We start from the raw sequence: 18,691 nt of genomic DNA, 5'->3' as shown, positions 1-18,691 counted from the left end.
CCGAATAGATGAAGGCGCGTGCTAGGCCCCGTGCGCCGCCGGGTCAAGCGGCTGGTCTATTCGACCACGCCGACCATTGGCCCCATCGGCAGACCAAAATCGTTCCGGCCCAGTTGCGGCGCAAGCATCCGAGAGACGCGACCGTCGAAATACAGCGCGTCGGGCGTTTCCATGCGGTCGCGGAAAAACCGTGCAAAGGTGTGGAAATTCACCGGCTGGTTGGCAATGGCAAAAACGGCACGGGTGCCGTCGCCGCTGGTGCCGACTCCGTTGCGAATGTTCAGGCTGTCGCTGTTGGGGATGAAATCGGGATGCAGCGCGCCGTCGATGACCAGCATCGGGCCGGACTGGGTGGCGTCACGGCAATCGGGTTCGGTCGCCACATAGGCCAGCGATTCGATGACCCGTGCGCTGTCGTCGGTCAGGCACAGCAACCCGTTGGGCAGCAGGCCAAAGTTGCCGGGCCCGTCGGATGTCACGATCCCGGCTGTCTGCACCCCGTCCTGAATGTACAGGCCGACCGCGCGGCGGTCCTCGTGATACATGCCCGCATTCATTCCGAACGCCAGCGTCCGCGGCGCAATCGCGGTTTCAATATTGCTGAATGTGCCCAGAACCTCGCCTGCCGCATCGCGGTGGAACAGGCGCAGATCCTCGGTAGTGGCGTCAACGGTGCAGGCGGTAAAGGACGCACCTTCGAACGTGATGTCCTCGCAGGTGACGGCTGCTGCGGGGCTGGCGGCCAGCAGCAAACCGGCAAGCAGCGCGCGCATCACTCTTCGTCCTGGTCCAGATCGCGGCGTACCTTTTCCTCGGCGAACAGGGCGCGGGTCGCGTCCATGCGGTCAAAGGTATCGTCGATCTCGAACCGGATTTCGGGGGCGAACTTGATGTTCAGCACCTTTGCGACCTCGCGCCGGATCTCGTGACGGGATTTGCGCAGCGCAAGCAGCGCTTCTTCCTTCTGGTTGCCGCCCAGCGGCAGCACAAAGGCGGTCGCCACGGACAGATCGGGTGAACAGCGCACCTCGCCCACGGTAATCATCATGCGTGCAAGGTCAGGGTCGTGGATTTCGCCCCGTTGCAACAATTCCGACAAACGGCGGCGAATCAATTCGCCCACCCGCAGCTGTCGTTGATTTGGGGCACCGCCCGAAGAGTTTTTCTTTGCCATGTGGTTCATCTAACCGTGGGGCGCGGGATTTCCAAGCAAGGCTTTTCGTGACGGCGCGACCTCGCTATCAGGGCGGGGCATATCAAGGGGACGAGACCATGACAGATCTGCCGGGCATTGTGATCACCGGGGCATCGGGACGAATGGGCCAGATGCTGGTGCAGACCGTGACCGCATCGGACGCTTGCCGTCTGGTGGGCGCGCTGGAACGGCCCGGCCACGATTGGGTCGGTCAGGACATCGGCACGGCGTTGGGCGGTGCGGCACTGGGTGTGACGGTCAGTGACGATGCGGTCGCAACATTTGCAAAGGCGCAGGCCGTGATTGATTTTACAGCCCCCGCCGCGACCGTGCAGTTCGCAGGTCTGGCGGCACAGGCGCGTGCGGTTCATGTGATCGGCACAACCGGCCTGACTCCCGAAGACATCGCCGCCATCGACCGCGCAGCCCATCACGCGGTGATCGTGCGGGCCGGCAACATGTCGCTGGGCGTGAACCTGCTGACCGTGCTCGCGCAAAAGGTGGCGGCGGCGCTGGACGCTGATTACGACATCGAAATCGTCGAGGCGCACCACCGTCACAAGGTTGATGCGCCGTCCGGTACCGCGCTGATGCTGGGCGAGGCCGCCGCCGCCGGGCGCGGTGTCGATCTGGCCGACGTGCGCGATTCGGGGCGTGACGGCATCACGGGTGCGCGCAAGCGGGGCGACATCGGTTTCCATGCGATCCGGGGTGGCGATACGGTGGGTGACCATGATGTGATCTTTGCCGCAGACGGCGAGCAGATCACTTTGCGCCATCGTGCCACCGACCGCAGTGTGTTTGCGCGTGGCGCGCTCAAGGCCGCGCTCTGGGGGCAGGATCGTGCACCGGGACATTACGACATGTTGAATGTGCTGGGGCTTTAGCCTGTCTTGATCTGTGTGCGGGCGACCTACCTTAGCTTTCGTAAGAGGAGGACGCCACGATGACCCTGTTTCGCCTGTTTGCCGTTTTCTTGCTGATGCCTGTCGCCGCTGCGGCGCAGGACTGGCAGCGCATTTCAGACGAGGATGTTTTCCTCGATCTGGTCAGCGATCAAAGGCTGACCCATCTGCTGTACAACATCGACATCGCGGTTTCCCCATCTGGCGCGATCACGGGCGATGCCATGGGCTGGGACGTGACCGGCGAATGGACGTGGCAGGACGGCTATTTCTGCCGCAGCCTGGACTGGGGCGGTGACGATCTGGGCTACAACTGCCAGTTGGTCGAGGCGCGCGGCGACGAGGTCCGGTTTACCGTCGATCAGGGTGCAGGCCGCGCGGCCAGCCTGCGTCTGCGCTAGAAATCGATCGCCAACCCTTTGTTTTCCCAATCACCGTAGCGCACGGGTTCGGGTCCGTTGCGCCCCCCCAGTTCGGGTGGCAGCGCAAGCTCTTCGGCCTTTTTGCGGCGTTCTGCGGCTTCTTCGAGGGCGCGTTTCGCGGCGGGTGGCAGGTCGTCCTGGGTGTCTGTCATGGCTGGGTCCTTGTCGGTCCGTCCATGCTGATATACGTCGCAGCACGCACCCTACAAGGCTTTGCTCATGGACACTTCCGGTCTGGCGCCGCGTCGCGCCGCCCATCATCTGCTGCAACAGGTCACCACAGAGGGCCGTTTGCTGTCCGAGCTGATCGGTGCAGGCGTGCTGGATCACCTGGAACCACAGGACCGTGCGCGGGCGCAGCGGCTGGCGACGGATACCCTGCGGATGCTGGACCGCGCCGACCGGATGCTGAAACCGCACCTGCGGCAAACGCCCGCAGATCACGTCATGAACGCGCTGCGACTGGGCACGGTAGAGCTGGGGCAGGGCGAGGCGGCGCATGGTGTCGTGAACGCCTACGTGGAAATCGTCAGCCGCAACCCGCATGTCGGGCGGCTCAAGGGGCTTACGAACGCGGTACTGCGCAAGATCGCCGCCGCCGGGCCGGACAAATGGAACGCGATGGCCCAGCCGTTGCTGCCGGGCTGGCTGCGTCAGCCGTTGGTGGTTGCCTGGGGGCGGTCCGATGTCGCGGCAATGGAGGCCGTTCAGGCTGTCGCACCGCCACTGGATGTCACGCCAAAGGGTGACGCGGGTGCTGTCGCCGCAGCGCTGGGTGGCAAGATCTTGCCAACCGGTTCGGTGCGTGTCGCGGGTGCGGGGCAGGTCAGCCAGATGCCCGGTTTCGATACTGGCGACTGGTGGGTGCAGGACGCGGCTGCCGCGATCCCGGTCCAGCTCTTGGGGGACATCGCGGGCCTGTCGGCGTTGGACCTTTGTGCGGCACCGGGTGGCAAGACGATGCAGCTGGCCGCACGCGGTGCTGTCGTGACGGCGGTGGACAATTCCGCGACGCGCATGGCGCGGGTGGGTGAGAACCTGCGGCGCATGGGGTTGCAGGCAGATGTGCGCACCGATGACGCCTTTGACGTGACGGGGCAATGGGACGTGGTCCTGCTGGATGCGCCCTGTTCCGCGACTGGCACGATGCGGCGCCACCCGGATTTGCCCTATGCCAAAGACGGGTCCGAATTCGGCGATCTGATCGCGCAACAGGAAACCATGATCGACCACGCCCTGACGCTGGTGAAACCCGGTGGACGCCTGCTGTTCTGCACCTGCTCGCTGCTGCCGGACGAGGGCGAGGTCCAGATCGAAGAGGCACTGGAACGCCACCCTGCGCTGACGGTCGACCGCGCGGCCCTGGACCGGCCCGGCATCGATCCCGCATGGATCACACCAGAGGGCGGATTGCGGCTGCGTCCGGACATCTGGGCGGATATCGGCGGCATGGACGGGTTCTATATGGCCGTGCTGACAAAGCCCGCGTGACAGAACGCTGACCCTGCGCTAACCTTGCGCCCAACAAGAATGCGAAATCGCAGACCGGGGCAGCAGGTGGCACAAAATCCATCCTGGCAGACACGTCTTACGACGTATTTGCATCAGTATCATGCGCGCCGCGCCGCGCGTGCCAAACCTGTGACCGGGTTCGTGTCGCAGCCGGAGCCCCGCAGCATCGGTCTTTTTGCGCGGGGCAAGCAGCTGCTGGCCGGCAATTTTCTTTTTGCGGGCGTCCTGACCACGTCGCCTGACGGTTCGATCTGGGATGCGCAGGGTGACCGCGATCTGGTGGATCAAGAATTGCATGGCTTTGCCTGGCTCGATGACCTGGCAGCCGTCGGTGATGGTCGCGCGCGGGCGGCGGCGCAGGCCTGGGTTGCGGAATGGATCGACGATTTCGGTGATGGCACGGGACCGGGCTGGACACCTGACCTGACAGGGCGTCGCCTGATCCGCTGGATTTCGCACGGGTTGATGTTGCTGCGCGGTCTTGATCGTGATGCGCAGGACCGTTTTTTCCAAAGTCTCGGGCAGCAGACGCTGTTCTTGTCGCGCAGATGGCGGGCCGCGCGCGCAGGTTTGCCGCGGTTCGAGGCGCTGGCCGGCATGATCTATGCGGGCCTGTCACTGGAAGGCATGGAGGATCTGACCGATCCGGCGATTGCGGCGCTGGCCAGTGATTGCGCGGATCATGTCGGGCCCGATGGGGGAATCGCATCGCGCAACCCCGAAGAGTTGATGGATATCCTGACACTTCTGCTCTGGGCGCAGGATGCATTGGAGGCAAGCGCGCGTCCCGTGCCTGCCGCACTGACGGATGCCCTTGGGCGGATCGCACCGACGCTGCGCAGCCTGCGGCATGCGGATGGCGGGTTGGCACGGTTTCATGGCGGTGGTCGCGGTGTCGATGGACGGCTGGACCAGGCGCTGGCCCGGTTGGGTGCGACCGGGCGGGGCGTCGCCGACATGGGCATGGGCTATGCCCGGATCGCGGCGGGCCGCACCAGTGTCATCGTAGACGGGGCCGTGCCGCCGCTGCACGCGGCGTCCTATAATGCCCATGCTGCAACACTCGCGTTCGAGCTGACATCCGGTCGGCGTCCACTGGTGGTGAATTGCGGGTCAGGGGTGACCTTTGGTGCGGACTGGCGGCGCGCGGGCCGGGCCACGCCCAGCCATTCGACACTGTGCATGGCCGGGTATTCGTCCTCTCGGCTGGGGCCTGCGCAGCTTGTCGGTGGCGTGTTGGCCGAACCGCTGATCGATACGCCGACCGATGTGCAATGTATCATCACGCGGATGGATGACGGTCACAGGGCCGAACTGTCGCACGACGGATTTCGCCTGACCCATGGCCAGACCCACGCCCGCATTCTGGAAATGACACTGGATGGGCGCGGTCTGGTGGGCGAGGATCTGCTGACCACCCTGAATGATCTGGACAAGGAACGGTTCGAACGGGCCTGCGGCCTGACCGGCGGGTCCGTGCCGTTCGCGATCAGGTTTCATCTGCATCCCGATGTCGAGGCGCATGTCGACCTTGGGGGTGCCGCCGTATCAATGGCGCTCAAGTCAGGTGAAATCTGGGTGTTCCGTCATGACGGTCACGCAGAATTGGCGCTGACACCGTCTGTTTACCTTGAAACAGGCCGGTTGAAGCCGCGCGCAGCACAACAGGTGGTTTTATCCGGCGTCGCTTTGTCTTATGCGACGCGCATCCGTTGGTCCCTGACCAAGGCGCAGGACACCCCCGATGTGGTCCGCGACCTGGCACCTGCCCGAACGGATGACGATGATGCATCATTCGAGGACGAGCATGACTGACCTTATTCCCGTGACCCGCGCGCTGCTGAGCGTTTCCGACAAAACCGGCCTGATTGAATTGGGACAAGCGTTGTCCGCACGCGGCGTGAAACTGCTGTCCACCGGCGGATCGGCCAAGTCGTTGCGCGATGCGGGCCTGGACGTAAAGGACGTGGCAGAGGTGACGGGCTTTCCGGAAATGATGGATGGTCGGGTCAAGACGCTGCATCCGGTGGTTCACGGTGGCCTGCTGGCGGTGCGCGACAACGACGCCCACGTCGCGGCCATGGATGAACACGGGATCGGCGGTATCGATCTGCTGGTCGTGAACCTTTATCCCTTTGAGGAAACGGTCGCCAAGGGCGCGGATTACGCCACCTGCATCGAAAATATCGACATCGGCGGCCCGGCCATGATCCGGTCAGCTGCGAAAAACCATGCTTTTGTGAACGTCGTGACGGATGTGTCCGATTACGATTCCCTGCTGGCCGAGCTGGAGGCCAACGACGGTCAGACCACGCTCGCGTTCCGCAAGGGGTTGGCGCAGACCGCATACGGCCGCACTGCGGCCTATGACACGGCTGTCAGCACTTGGATGGCTGGCGCGATCAATCTGGACACGCCGCGCCGCCGCAGCTTTGCCGGGACCGTGCGTCAGGAACTGCGGTATGGTGAAAACCCGCACCAGACCGCCAGCTTTTACACCGACGGCAGCGACCGCCCCGGCGTCGCCACGGCAACCCAGCATCAGGGCAAGGAGCTGTCCTACAACAACATCAACGACACCGATGCCGCGTTCGAGCTGGTGGCGGAATTCGACCCCGCCGATGGTCCCGCCGTCGCGATCATCAAACACGCCAACCCCTGCGGCGTGGCGCGGGGTGACACTCTTCTGGAGGCCTATAAAAAGGCGTTCGACTGTGACCGCACCAGCGCATTCGGCGGTATCGTCGCGCTGAACATGCCGCTGGACGAAGATACGGCCAAGGCGATCGCCGAAATCTTTACCGAGGTTGTGATCGCACCGGGTGCGTCCGATGCGGCGCGCGCTGTTTTTGCCGCGAAAAAGAACCTGCGCCTGCTGACCACGGACGGTCTGCCGGACCCTACTGCCCCTGTGACGACCTACCGTCAGGTCGCGGGTGGCATGCTGGTGCAGGACAAGGATACGGGCCGCGTCGCAGCGGACGCCTTGCGTGTGGTGACCAAGGTGCAGCCGACCGATGCCCAGATGGCCGACCTCCAATTCGCATGGAAGGTTGCCAAGCACGTCAAGTCCAACGCCATTGTCTACGTCAACGACGGTGCAACCGTCGGTGTCGGTGCAGGCCAGATGAGCCGTCTGGACAGCGCCTTGATCGCCGCCAAAAAGGCAGAACGCATGGCCGAGGCGATGGACCTCGCAGCACCGCTGACCATTGGCAGCGCGGTTGCGTCCGATGCGTTTTTCCCCTTTGCCGACGGATTGCTAGAGGCTGCTGCCGCAGGTGCAACCTGCGTGATCCAGCCTGGCGGTTCGATGCGCGACGACGAGGTGATCGCGGCCGCTGACGAGGCCGGGATCGCAATGGTGTTCACCGGCATGCGCCACTTCAAGCACTAGGATCACGGAATGCGATTGGTTTTCTGGGCGGGCTTTTGGACGTTCCTGCTGGATCAGGCGACAAAGTACGCCATCGTCCACTGGCTGGACCTGATGACCCGTCAGCGGATCGAGGTGTTTCCGCCGTTTCTGGTGTTCCAGATGGCCTGGAACCGTGGCGTTAATTTCGGCCTCGGCGCGCAGGCGGACATGCGTTGGGTGCTGATCGGGGTCGCCCTGGCGATTTCGGTCGGCGTTCTTGTCTGGCTCTGGCGCAGCGGTGGGACCAAGTGGATGTATATTGCAGCGGGTCTACTGGTCGGCGGCGCGCTGGGCAACGTGGTCGACCGTGTGCTCTACGGTGCTGTCGCGGATTTCCTGAACATGAGCTGCTGCGGGTTTTCCAACCCCTATGCGTTCAACATCGCGGACATCGCCATTTTTGCCGGTGCCATCGGGCTCGCGTTTCTGCCGGGGCCGGATGCCCGGCAGACCAAGGCGCGCAAGGGCGCGTGACGCCGCGACCGAACTGCGTTAGAACAGCGCCGATACCAGTTGAGGGACCACCATGCGTCACGTGATTTTGCCAGTGATACTTTGTGCCGCACTCGCGGGTTGCGGCGGCGGAACCGGTGGTGGCGGGCCCGACGAATTTTCGGTCATTCCGCAAAATCCGCTGATTATTCCGGCCACGAACGCCTTGCCGGCACCGCGCCCCGGCGGCACGAATCCCGCCGATCTGGACCCGCAGGAACTGGCCATCCGCGCGATGGGCGGCAGGCCCTGAACCTGACAGCTGCGTGACAACCCTGTACGGGATGTTGCAAGTCGGGCGCGGCTTCCTAGGTTGGTCCTGAACTCATCCAACCATAGGCACCCCATGATCCGATCTCTGGCCGCTGCCCTGACTGTTTTCGCGACCACTGCGATGGCGCAGGTCGCCCCCGACGATGTTACGTCATTCACGCTTGATAACGGGATGGAGGTCGTGGTGATCGAGGATCATCGCGCCCCGGTCGTGGTTCACATGGTCTGGTATCGCGCCGGGTCCGCTGACGAACCGGTGGGGCAGTCAGGTGTCGCGCATTTCCTGGAACATCTGCTGTTCAAGGGGACCGAGACACTGGAACCGGGTGAATTCAGCGCCACGGTAGCCAAAAACGGCGGGACCGACAACGCGTTCACCAGTTATGACTACACGGCCTATTTCCAGCGGATTGCGGCGGACCGCCTGCCGCTGATGATGCAGATGGAAAGCGACCGCATGGTCAATCTGCAGCTGGATCAGGACGACATCGCCACCGAACGCAACGTGATCCTGGAAGAACGCAACCAGCGCACGGAATCCTCACCGGGGGCACTGGCGCGCGAACAGTTCAACGCGGCCCTCTACCAGAACCACCGCTACGGCGTGCCGATCATCGGCTGGAAACACGAAATGGAAGAATTGGATCTGGAGGACGCGGTGTCGTTCTATGATCTGTACTATTCCCCCAACAACGCAATCCTGATCGTGGCCGGTGACGTGTTTCCTGACGAGGTGCGTGCGCTGGCGGAACAATATTATGGACCGATCCCGGCTGAACCCGATCTGCCTGAACGCATCCGGTCATCAGAGCCGCCGCAGCTGGCACCGCGCCGGATCGTGTTCACCGACGAACGTGTCAGTGAACCCTATCTGGTGCGCAGCTACCTTGCGCCCGAACGCGACAGCGGTGCGCAGGAAAAGGCCGCTGCGCTGACGCTGCTGGCCGATTTGCTGGGTGGGTCCAGTTTTACCTCGGAATTGGGGCGTGCGTTGCAGTTCGACAGCCAGATCGCCGTCTATGCGGGGGCAGGCTATCGCGGCAGCAGTCTGGATGACACGTCGTTCAGTCTTTCGGTGGTGCCCGCGCAGGGTGTGACCCTGTCAGAGGCCGAGGCGGCCATGGATCAGGTCATCGCCGATTTCATGGCCAAGGATATCGATCCGGCGGCCCTTGATCGGATCAAGTCCGAAATCCGCGCGTCGGAAATCTATGCGATGGACAGCACGCAGGGACGCGCGCAGCGCTATGGGGCCGCCTTGACCCAAGGGCTGACCGTCGATGATGTGCACGCTTGGCCACAAATTCTGCAAGACGTCACCGCAGAGGACATCAAGGCCGCGGCGGCCGAGGTGTTCAACCTGAACCAGTCGGTGACCGGCTGGGTTGTCGCAAACGAGGAGCAGGCCCAATGATCCGCTACGTTCTGGCCATCTGTGCCACATTCGCCGGAACCGCTGCCATTGCCGCGGTCGAGATCCAGGAAGTGACCTCTGACGGCGGAATCACCGCCTGGCTGGTCGAGGATCACAGCATCCCCTTTACCGCGCTGGAAATCCGGATCGAGGGTGGCGCATCGCTGGACCTGCCCGGCAAGCGCGGTGCCAGCAATCTGATGATGGGCCTGCTGGAAGAGGGTGCCGCCGACATGGATGCGCAAGCGTTCCAGACGCGCCGCGAAGAACTGTCAGCGGGTTTTGGTTTCGATATCGGTGACGACGTCACCAGTATCTCGGCCCGTTTCCTGACGGAAAATCAGGATGAAAGCATTGCCCTGTTGCGGCAGGCACTGATCGAACCGCGCTTTGACCAGTCGGCGATTGACCGGGTCCGCGCGCAGGTCCTTTCCGGCATCGCGTCCGATGCCAAATCACCCAATGCCATAGCAGGCGATACGCTGAATGCCGGGGCGTTTCCGGACCATCCCTATGGATCGTCAAGCACCGGCACGGCAGAGAGTGTCGCGGCACTGACGCGTGACGACATCGTGACCGCCTGGCAAAATGCGCTGACGCGTGACCGCATTTATGTGGGCGCAGTCGGTGACATCACGCCAGAGGCGCTGGGCGAGGTGCTGGACACCCTGCTGGGTGAACTTCCCGCCGAGGGGCCGCCACTTCCCGAGGATACCACATTCGCGTTGGACGGCGGGATCACGGTCGTCGATTTTCCGACACCCCAATCGGTTGCACTGTTCGGCCACGCGGGCATGGAACGGGACGATCCAGACTATTTCGCGGCCACGATCCTGAACGAGGCGCTGGGGGCAGGCGGCTTTGAATCCCGCCTCATGGACGAGGTTCGGGAAAAGCGTGGCCTGACCTATGGTGTGTCGACATTCCTAGTCCCCAAGGATCATGCGCCCATGGTTCTGGGACAGCTGGCGTCGTCCAACGACACCATTGCCGAAGCGATCGAGGTCGTGCGCGATGAATGGGCCAAGATCGCGCAGGACGGCATGACCCAAGAGGAATTGGACCGGGTGAAACTGTTTCTGACCGGGTCATACGCGCTGCGGTTCGACGGGAATGCGAATATCGCCAGCATCCTTGTCGGGATGCAGATGATCGGCCTGCCGCGTGATTACGTCGTCAACCGCAACGACTACATCGAGGCGGTGACGCTTGAGGAGGTGAACCGCGTGGCGGCCGACCTCTACCGGCCCGAGGATCTGCATTTCGTCGTCGTGGGCCAGCCCGTGGGGCTGACCAGCACGAACTGATCGCTGTCAGCCGGATACAGCAGCGTCGAGACCGGCATAGCTTCCTTCCATGCCGGTCTGGATGCCCATGTCCATCAACATCTTCCGCGTTTCGGCATCGGGCAGGGTCATCGTCATGGTCATCAACGTACCGCTGCCCTGCGCGTCAAACACCGTTTCGATCCGGTTGTCGGGTGTCGGGTCTGGAAACAACATTCGTTCGACATGCAGGATGCGCCGACCTGGGTCCAATTCCATGAACGTGCCGGTAATGGCAAAGCTGTCGTTGTCAGGCCCGTTGTAGCGATAGGTGAATTCGCCGCCGACCCGGGCATCCACGCTGATCGTGTCGATGGTCCAGCCGTCCGACCCGACCATCCATTTTCGGATGATCTGAGGGTCGATATGCGCGCGGTACACCAGTGACGGCAGGGCTGCAAAATGGCGGGTCGCGATGATCTGCGTGTCCCCCACCAGGGTCAGTTCAAGGGTCATGCGTCTCATCCTCCAGTTCGGCCAGTGCGGCATCAAGTCGGTCGTATTGTGCACTCAATGTCTTGCGCAGTTGGGTCAGCCAGGCGTCCAGCGCGGCGAGGGATTCAGGTGCCAGACGGCAGGGTCGGCGTGCACCATCGACCCGTTGCACGACGATACCCGCGTCTGTCAGCACCCGGATGTGGCGTGAAATGGCGGGCTGCGACACGTCGAACGGCGCGGCCAATTCGCCCACCGTACATTCGCCAGCGGCAAGACGATCGACGATCCGCAGGCGGATCGGATCGGCGAGTGCGGCCAGCACGGCGGGGTTGATCGATTCGATTAACATTTTGGTTATATAGCATGAATTGGATGCTTTGTCAGTAAATTCGCCCCTCGTCGAATCAACCGTTTCGATGCTATCCCTTGTAGCATGACAGTGACTTCACCCCAGATACAGACATCAGCCAGCCCCGTGATCCGCCAGTTGGATGACGCCGCAATCAACCGGATCGCGGCAGGAGAGGTCGTGGAACGGCCCGCATCTGCGGTCAAGGAACTGGTCGAGAATGCCATTGATGCCGGTGCCACGCGGATCGACGTGACAATCGCGGATGGTGGCAAGACTCTGATCCGCGTCAGCGACGACGGCTGCGGCATGACGGCTGCGGATTTGCCGCTGGCCCTTTCGCGGCATGCCACGTCAAAGATTGACGGCAGTGATCTGCTCAATATCCATTCGTTCGGTTTTCGGGGCGAGGCGCTGCCATCGCTGGGTGCGGTCGGGCGGCTGACCATCACGTCTCGTGGCGGTGACGAGGGGTCCAGCATCCGCGTCGCAGGTGGACGCATGGACCCTGTCAGGCCCGCAGGCCATCCGGGCGGCACACAGGTTGATTTGGCCGATCTGTTCTATGCCACGCCCGCGCGATTGAAATTCCTGCGCAGTGACCGGGCCGAAACGCAGGCGATCACGGATGTGATCAAACGCCTTTCGATGGCGGAACCGTTCATCACGTTCATTCTGCGTGACAGCAGCAACGGCGAGGCGCGCACGCTGTACCGCGCGGATGCCGAAACCGGCGACATGTTCGACGCGCTGCACCGGCGCCTGCGGGCCGCCATCGGACGCGACTTTGCCGACAATGCGCTGCGGCTGGACGCGGAACGCGACGGGTTTCACCTGACCGGCTATGCAGCGCTGCCGACCTTTTCCAAGGGGGCTGCCGTCGCCCAATACCTGTGTGTCAACGGTCGCCCGGTGCGGGACAAGATGCTGCTGGGTGCCTTGCGCGCGGCCTATATGGACGTGATGTCGCGTGACCGGCATCCGGTGGCCTGCCTGTTCATCGACTGCGATCCCACGTTGGTCGACGTCAACGTGCATCCTGCGAAATCCGAGGTGCGGTTTCGCGATCCGGCCGTCGTGCGCGGTCTGATCGTCAGCGGAATCCGTCATGCGCTGGCCGAGGCCGGGCATCGGTCGTCCACCACCGTCAGCGCGGCGACATTGGGGGCAATGACGCCCGTGACGGAACCGCGCGTCTACCAGATGGACCGTCCGACGCCGCGCTTTACCGCGCAGACCATGATGTTCCAGTCCGGTTTTGCCGAATTGCCGTCCGCCCGGATTGATCCGGTCCCGGACACGCCAGATGCCATTGTGGACGAGGCCCGGCCGCTGGGCGCGGCGCGGGCGCAACTTCATGAAAACTATATCCTGTCGCAGACCGCCGATGGCCTGGTGATCGTGGATGCCCATGCCGCGCATGAACGGCTGGTTTACGAACGGCTCAAGGCGCAGATGCGCGACAATGGGGTCACGGCGCAGACGCTCTTGATCCCTGAAATCGTCGAACTGACGCCGGGAGAGGCGGAACTACTGCTGTCGCAGGCCGATGATCTGGCGCGTCTGGGGCTGGGGATCGAACCCTTTGGCGGTGGCGCCGTGGCCGTGCGCGAAACACCCGCGATCCTTGGGACCGTAGATGCGCGTCGTCTGGTGCTGGACGTGCTGGACGAGTTGCAGGACGGCGGCGACACCGGGCCACTCAAGGCGCGGATCGACGCCATCCTCAGCCGGGTGGCCTGTCACGGGTCAGTGCGCACGGGACGCCGCATGTCCGCGCCGGAGATGAACGCCCTTCTGCGCGAGATGGAGGCAACGCCGCTGTCGGGACAATGCAATCACGGGCGCCCGACATCGGTGACCCTGTCGATGACCGACATCGAACGGCTGTTCGGCCGCACGTGATCCAGGTGGGTGACACGCAGTTTGCGTTGGATGATCCGCGTCTATGGGCGGCGGCTGTGGCATTGCTGCTGTTGGCGGCACTCTTTGCACTGCTGATCGCCACCGTGCGCAGGGCCGGGCGGTCGGGGCAGGCGGTTGATGCGCTGTCGGGGCAGGTCGGACAATTATCGGGGTTCATGCAAACGCTGGCCGAAAATCAGGCGCGTCTGGGTGAAAACCTGCGCACCGTGTCCGACAGCCAGACCGCCGGTCAGGCCCGCATCATGCAGACCATGGAACAACGCCTGGCCGAGGTGAATGCGCAGGTCGCCGAACGTTTGGCCGACAACGCGCTGCGGTCCGCACGCAGTCTGGCCGATCTTCAGGAAAGGATGAAGGACACGCTGGCGGGCAGTTCGGAAAAATCGACCAAGCAACTGGCCGCGTTGCAAGAGCGTCTGGCCACCATTGATCGCGCGCAAAGCAATATCGAAAAACTGTCGGGCGACGTGCTGTCGCTGCAGGATATCCTGTCGAACAAGCAGACACGCGGGGCCTTTGGTGAAATCCAGCTGACCGATATCGTGGGCAAGGCGTTGCCTGCCGACAGTTATTCACTGCAAGCGACGCTATCGAACGGGAAACGGGCCGATTGCCTGATCCATCTGCCCAACCCGCCGGGACCGATCGTGGTGGATGCGAAATTCCCGCTGGAGGCCTACGAGACGCTGACCCGCGCCGAGACCCGCGCAGAGCAGGACGCAGCGCTCAAGGGACTGGCGGCAGCGGTCCGCGTTCACATCAAGGCGATTTCCGACAAATACATCATCGCTGGCGAAACGGCGGATGGTGCCATCATGTTCCTGCCGTCAGAGGCCGTCTATGCCGAGCTGCACGCCCGGCTGCCTGCCGTGGTGCGTGACGGCTTTGACGCGCGGGTCTGGATCGTGTCCCCCACCACCTGCATGGCGACGTTGAACACCATGCGCGCCATTCTCAAGGACGCACGCATGCGCGAGCAGACGGGGGCAATCCGCAAGAGCCTGAAACAGCTGCACCGCGACGTGCAGCTGATCGGCGATCGGGCGGGCAAGCTGGAAACCCACCTGCGGCAGGCGGGCGAAGATGTCTCCGGTATTCTGACGGCCGCGACGCGGGCCGGCAAACGCGCCGACAGGTTGGACAATTTCGATTTTGAGGAACTGGCAGCACAGGCGCAGGCGCCATTGCCCCTTGCGGCCAGTGGTTCTGACGGCCAAGACTGAGGCCAAGACGACAAAAGGACACCATAGATGTTTTCCCGCCTGATGATCCTCGGCAGTCTTGGACTGGCCGGCTGCACGAACCCGATGAACCCCGCGCCGTTTTCGGATGGTGTTGCGCAATCGGGCATAGCCCTGACCGAAGCCTTTGGCGACACGCCGCTGGATGACGGCCCGATCCGCATTCTGGTTCAGGATGCCGATCCCTTGCAGGTGATGCGCACCTTTACGCTGGCACCCTGCCGCAACAATACCGAGGTCTGTGGCGGGTCCGAGAATGGCCCCGTCGGCCAGTCGTCCATCATCGACGGTCAATACGTCGTCGCGAACGCCTATCCAGGGCTGACGTTCTTTCTGGATCGCAACGGTGACGGATTTCTGCAAGAGCGCGGCCAGATGATCCCGCTGGCCTGGGACTGACCTGCGACAATTCATACGCACTGCCCTGCAACTGATCTGCGCTACGTACCGTGGCTCTGACGACACTGACCACGACGGAGACTGCAATGAGCCTGCCCAGAATATCCCCCACGCCGCGTCGCATCGCGGTGATCGGCGCTGGTATATCCGGCATGGGTGCCGCGCATGCATTGGCCCGTGATCATCATGTGACCCTGTTCGAAGCGGCCAAGCGGCTGGGCGGTCATGCCCGCACACGGATGGCCGGACCACAGGCGGATACGCCTGTCGACACCGGATTCATCGTGTTCAACCATGCGAATTATCCGAACCTTGTCGGTTTGTTCGACGAGCTGGGTGTCGATACCGTCGAAAGCAACATGAGCTTTGGCGCGTCGTTTGACGGGGGGCGTATGGAATATGCGCTGCATTCGCTGGATGCCCTGTTTGCGCAGCGACGCAACGCGGCGAACCCGAAATTCCTGCGGATGGTGCGCGACATCCTGCATTTCAACAAACATGGTATGGCCGCCGCACAGGACACCAGCCTCACCATCGCCGGCCTGCTGAAAAAGCTGCGCCTGTCGGATTATTTCCGCGACCATTACCTGACGCCGTTTTCCGGTGCGATCTGGTCGACGCCCAAGGAAAAGATTCTCGACTTTCCGGCCCATGCGCTGCTGACGTTTTTCGACAATCATGCGCTGCTGAACACAACCGGACAGCACCAGTGGTACACGGTCGCGGGCGGTAGCCAGCAATACGTGGCAAAACTGGGTGCCGACATGGCAAAGCGCGGTGTGGACCTGCGCCTTGGGGCCGGTGTGCAGGGTGTCCGGCGCACGGGCGGCGCGGTGCAGGTGCGGGCCATCGGCGCAGAGTGGGAAACGTTCGACGAGGTCGTGTTCGCAACCCATTCCGACGATACGCTGGCCTTGCTGGCGGATGCCAGCGCCGAAGAGGCCGCGACACTGGGTGCCGTGCGCTATCAGGGCAACCGTGTCGTGCTGCATTCGGACACCGCGATCATGCCCAAACGCCGCAAGGTCTGGGCGTCCTGGATATATACCGAGGCCGCGAACAAGCGGTCTGATCAAATCGACCTGACCTACTGGATGAACAGCCTGCAACCCTGGCTGACCGGTCAGGACTACATGGTGACGCTGAACACGACCCGCACGATCCGCGAGGATCTGATCTGGGACGAAACCAACCTGCGTCATCCGGTCTATGATACCGCCGCACTTGCCGCACAAAAGGATGCGGCGCGCATGAACGGGACCAACAACACCTGGTTCTGTGGTGCATGGATGCGAAACGGGTTCCACGAGGATGGTCTGGCCAGCGCTTATGACGTGGTTGACCGCCTGAATGCCGCCCATACGCGACGGATCGCGGCAGAGTGACGGGCATCCAGCATATCCCGGGTCAGACCTACCACGGTCGCAAGGGGGCTGTGAAAAACGCCTTTCGCTATTCCATCGACTACGTGATGTGCGATGCCGAGGCCGATGTCACGGGCCCCGGTCTGTTCGGGCGTAACCGGCGCGGCCTGATGTCCCTTTGGGACGCGGACCATGGCGGCGTCGTGCAGCAGGGCAGCGGTGCCGCCTGGGTCCGCCAGACGTTGGCGGCGGCTGCACTGGATGGGATCACCGACATCTCTCTGCTGGCGCAGCCGCGCGTGCTTGGCCATGTGTTCAACCCGGTGTCGTTCTGGCTGTGCTTTGACGCGGGCGGCGTGCTGCGGGTCGTAATCGCAGAGGTCGGCAACACCTTTGGCGACCGGCATTGCTATCTGTGCCACCACGACGATCTGGCCCCGATCACCGGGCGCGACGCGCTGCACGCACGCAAGGTTTTCCACGTCTCGCCGTTCCAGCCGATTGCCGGTGATTACACGTTCTATTTCGACATCACAGCCGATGCGGTCGACATCCGGATCGACTATGGGCGGGACGCGGGTGGTCTGATCGCGACACTGCAGGGACCGCGACAGCCGTTGACCAATCGGGGTATCCTGGCCGCCGCCTTGCGTCGCCCGTTCGGGTCGCGGCGCGTGCTGGCGCTGATCCACTGGCAGGCGTTGAAACTGTGGTGGAAGGGTGCCACCTTTCGCCCGTGGACGCCGCCGCCAGAGGATGATGTCACCTGATGAACGCCTGGTCCCAGCGCCTGCCTGCTTATGCGTTGTTCGCCGCGATCATCAACGCGGCCGGCCTGCCGATCTATATCTACGCACCCAAATATTATGCCGACACCTACGGTGTCAGCCTGACCGCACTCGGCGCTCTCTTGGCTGCGCTGCGGCTGGTGGACGTAGTGCAGGACCCCGCACTGGGGTGGGTCAGCGAGAGATTGGACAAGGGCAAGCGGCTGGCCGTGACCGCCGGTGTGCTGGTGCTGGCGCTGGCAATGCTGGGGCTGTTTGCCATAGCACCGCCCATTGCCCCGCTGTGGTGGTTCGGACTGACCGTGACCGCGCTGTTCAGCGCCTTCAGCTTTTTGACGATCAATTTCTACGCGCAGGGCGTGGCCAAGGCCGGACCGGGCGATGACGGTCACGTCCGGCTGGCCGCCTGGCGCGAAAGCGGCGGTCTGCTGGGCATCTGCATCGCCGCCATTGCGCCCACCGCCCTGATGGGGCTGGTCGACGCGCCATTTGCCGTATTTGCGTTCTGGTTTGCGGGACTGGCGGTCGTTGCCGCCGTCGTGATGTGGCCCGAATGGAAGGGCCGCACACAGGCCGAAACCACGCCGATCCGCACAATCCTGTCGGACGGCATCACCCGCCGTCTTCTGTTGCTGGCATTGGTGAACGCCACCCCGCTGGCGGTATCGTCCACGTTGTTTTTGTTCTTTGTCGAAAGCCGGTTGCAGGCACCCGGCTGGGAAGGACCGCTGCTGGTGCTGTTCTTTCTTGCGGCGGCATTGTCATCGCCGGCATGGTCTGCCGCCGCGCGGCGCTGGGGGGCCAAGCGTGTCCTGCTGGTGGCGATGGTCCTGGCGGTGCTGTCGTTTGGCTATACCCTGACGCTGGGGGCCGGTGACACGGTGGCATTCGCCGTGGTCTGCGTGCTGTCGGGTGCGTCCATCGGGGCGGATCTGACGCTGCTGCCTGCGCTGTTCGCGCGTCGCATGGCGCGGGTGTCGCCTAACGGCGGTCAGGGTTTCGGTCTGTGGAGTCTGGTGAACAAACTGACGCTGGCCTTTGCCGCAGCGGCTCTGTTGCCCTTGCTGGAACAGGCCGGGTTTCGGTCGACGGGCGACAGTCCCGACAGCGCGCTTGTGCTGCTGACATGGCTTTATGCGGGGGTGCCATGCGGGTTGAAACTGCTGGCGATCGCGCTTTTGGCGCGGCTGTCGCTTGAGGACCCGCAGCGCGACCCTATCTGACCTCTAA

20 protein-coding genes are annotated in these 18,691 nt (G+C 63.3%); 15 read left to right on the top strand and 5 right to left on the bottom strand.

Annotated features, from left to right (window positions below; genetic code table 11):
• Positions 1 to 56: 56 nt before the first annotated feature.
• Together BMX27_RS00405 and rbfA are read right to left on the bottom strand one after the other, a co-directional pair.
• Positions 57 to 773 carry a phosphodiester glycosidase family protein gene (locus tag BMX27_RS00405; protein ID WP_090157972.1) on the bottom strand — a complete coding sequence of 239 codons (717 nt, stop codon included), beginning with the start codon at positions 771 to 773 and terminating at the stop codon, positions 57 to 59.
• On the bottom strand, positions 773 to 1,183 hold the full coding sequence (gene rbfA, locus BMX27_RS00400; protein ID WP_371260049.1) for a 30S ribosome-binding factor RbfA: 411 nt from the start codon (positions 1,181 to 1,183) through the stop codon (positions 773 to 775). The genes BMX27_RS00405 and rbfA overlap by 1 nt, the downstream gene beginning before the upstream one ends.
• 89 nt (positions 1,184 to 1,272) lie before the next feature.
• Here rbfA and dapB point away from each other — a divergent pair, with 89 nt between their 5' ends.
• A complete protein-coding gene (gene dapB, locus BMX27_RS00395; RefSeq protein ID WP_090157970.1) occupies positions 1,273 to 2,082 on the top strand; it encodes a 4-hydroxy-tetrahydrodipicolinate reductase in 810 nt (269 codons plus the stop codon).
• Positions 2,083 to 2,141: 59 nt separating this feature from the next.
• Positions 2,142 to 2,501, top strand: coding sequence for a dihydrodipicolinate reductase (locus BMX27_RS00390; protein WP_256212342.1), 360 nt, complete (start codon positions 2,142 to 2,144; stop codon positions 2,499 to 2,501).
• Here the strand turns inward: BMX27_RS00390 and BMX27_RS00385 are convergent.
• Positions 2,498 to 2,674 carry a DUF1674 domain-containing protein gene (locus BMX27_RS00385; RefSeq protein ID WP_090157969.1) on the bottom strand — a complete coding sequence of 59 codons (177 nt, stop codon included), beginning with the start codon at positions 2,672 to 2,674 and terminating at the stop codon, positions 2,498 to 2,500. The two genes, BMX27_RS00390 and BMX27_RS00385, sit on opposite strands and share 4 nt — an antisense overlap.
• Before the next feature lie 67 nt (positions 2,675 to 2,741).
• On the opposite strand from BMX27_RS00385, the gene BMX27_RS00380 reads away from it, so the two are divergent.
• From BMX27_RS00380 to BMX27_RS00350, 7 genes are all read left to right on the top strand, one after another.
• Positions 2,742 to 4,013, top strand: a complete 1,272-nt coding sequence (locus BMX27_RS00380; protein ID WP_090157968.1) for an RsmB/NOP family class I SAM-dependent RNA methyltransferase — start codon at positions 2,742 to 2,744, stop codon at positions 4,011 to 4,013.
• Between the two features lie 39 nt (positions 4,014 to 4,052).
• The gene (locus BMX27_RS00375; protein WP_090157967.1) at positions 4,053 to 5,849 is read left to right on the top strand and encodes a heparinase II/III family protein; all 1,797 of its coding nucleotides are present in this window, start codon (positions 4,053 to 4,055) and stop codon (positions 5,847 to 5,849) included.
• A complete protein-coding gene (gene purH / locus BMX27_RS00370; RefSeq protein WP_090157966.1) occupies positions 5,842 to 7,431 on the top strand; it encodes a bifunctional phosphoribosylaminoimidazolecarboxamide formyltransferase/IMP cyclohydrolase in 1,590 nt (529 codons plus the stop codon). The genes BMX27_RS00375 and purH overlap by 8 nt, the downstream gene beginning before the upstream one ends.
• A gap of 9 nt (positions 7,432 to 7,440) precedes the next feature.
• Positions 7,441 to 7,926, top strand: coding sequence for a signal peptidase II (lspA, locus tag BMX27_RS00365; protein ID WP_090157965.1), 486 nt, complete (start codon positions 7,441 to 7,443; stop codon positions 7,924 to 7,926).
• A 52-nt stretch (positions 7,927 to 7,978) separates the two neighbouring features.
• Complete coding sequence (locus tag BMX27_RS00360; RefSeq protein WP_056029299.1) at positions 7,979 to 8,197, top strand: DUF3035 domain-containing protein; 219 nt, start codon at positions 7,979 to 7,981, stop codon at positions 8,195 to 8,197.
• Positions 8,198 to 8,290: 93 nt separating this feature from the next.
• Entirely contained in the window at positions 8,291 to 9,631 is a 1,341-nt protein-coding gene (locus BMX27_RS00355; RefSeq protein WP_090157964.1) for a M16 family metallopeptidase, read from the top strand.
• Complete coding sequence (locus BMX27_RS00350) at positions 9,628 to 10,938, top strand: M16 family metallopeptidase (protein WP_090157963.1); 1,311 nt, start codon at positions 9,628 to 9,630, stop codon at positions 10,936 to 10,938. Before BMX27_RS00355 ends, BMX27_RS00350 begins: the two co-directional genes overlap by 4 nt.
• Positions 10,939 to 10,944: 6 nt before the next feature.
• On the opposite strand, the gene BMX27_RS00345 is transcribed toward BMX27_RS00350, so the two are convergent.
• Together BMX27_RS00345 and BMX27_RS00340 are read right to left on the bottom strand one after the other, a co-directional pair.
• Complete coding sequence (locus tag BMX27_RS00345) at positions 10,945 to 11,412, bottom strand: SRPBCC domain-containing protein (protein ID WP_256212341.1); 468 nt, start codon at positions 11,410 to 11,412, stop codon at positions 10,945 to 10,947.
• Positions 11,402 to 11,743 (bottom strand): ArsR/SmtB family transcription factor, encoded by a 342-nt coding sequence (locus BMX27_RS00340; RefSeq protein ID WP_090157961.1) that lies wholly within the window; start codon positions 11,741 to 11,743, stop codon positions 11,402 to 11,404. The genes BMX27_RS00345 and BMX27_RS00340 overlap by 11 nt, the downstream gene beginning before the upstream one ends.
• Before the next feature lie 84 nt (positions 11,744 to 11,827).
• Between BMX27_RS00340 and mutL the strand changes: the two genes are divergently transcribed.
• From mutL to BMX27_RS00310, 6 genes are all read left to right on the top strand, one after another.
• Positions 11,828 to 13,648 carry a DNA mismatch repair endonuclease MutL gene (gene mutL / locus BMX27_RS00335; protein WP_177172612.1) on the top strand — a complete coding sequence of 607 codons (1,821 nt, stop codon included), beginning with the start codon at positions 11,828 to 11,830 and terminating at the stop codon, positions 13,646 to 13,648.
• Positions 13,645 to 14,892 carry a DNA recombination protein RmuC gene (locus BMX27_RS00330; RefSeq protein WP_177172611.1) on the top strand — a complete coding sequence of 416 codons (1,248 nt, stop codon included), beginning with the start codon at positions 13,645 to 13,647 and terminating at the stop codon, positions 14,890 to 14,892. Before mutL ends, BMX27_RS00330 begins: the two co-directional genes overlap by 4 nt.
• Positions 14,893 to 14,919: 27 nt before the next feature.
• On the top strand, positions 14,920 to 15,309 hold the full coding sequence (locus tag BMX27_RS00325) for a hypothetical protein (protein WP_090157958.1): 390 nt from the start codon (positions 14,920 to 14,922) through the stop codon (positions 15,307 to 15,309).
• A gap of 86 nt (positions 15,310 to 15,395) precedes the next feature.
• The gene (locus tag BMX27_RS00320) at positions 15,396 to 16,694 is read left to right on the top strand and encodes an NAD(P)/FAD-dependent oxidoreductase (protein WP_090157957.1); all 1,299 of its coding nucleotides are present in this window, start codon (positions 15,396 to 15,398) and stop codon (positions 16,692 to 16,694) included.
• A complete protein-coding gene (locus BMX27_RS00315; protein WP_090157956.1) occupies positions 16,691 to 17,443 on the top strand; it encodes a DUF1365 domain-containing protein in 753 nt (250 codons plus the stop codon). Before BMX27_RS00320 ends, BMX27_RS00315 begins: the two co-directional genes overlap by 4 nt.
• Positions 17,443 to 18,684, top strand: coding sequence for an MFS transporter (locus BMX27_RS00310; RefSeq protein ID WP_090157955.1), 1,242 nt, complete (start codon positions 17,443 to 17,445; stop codon positions 18,682 to 18,684). Before BMX27_RS00315 ends, BMX27_RS00310 begins: the two co-directional genes overlap by 1 nt.
• Positions 18,685 to 18,691: the final 7 nt, after the last annotated feature.

This window comes from Loktanella sp. DSM 29012 (genome assembly GCF_900110705.1).
Taxonomy (GTDB): domain Bacteria; phylum Pseudomonadota; class Alphaproteobacteria; order Rhodobacterales; family Rhodobacteraceae; genus Loktanella; species Loktanella gaetbuli.
This window is presented reverse-complemented; position numbering and strand designations above follow the sequence as displayed.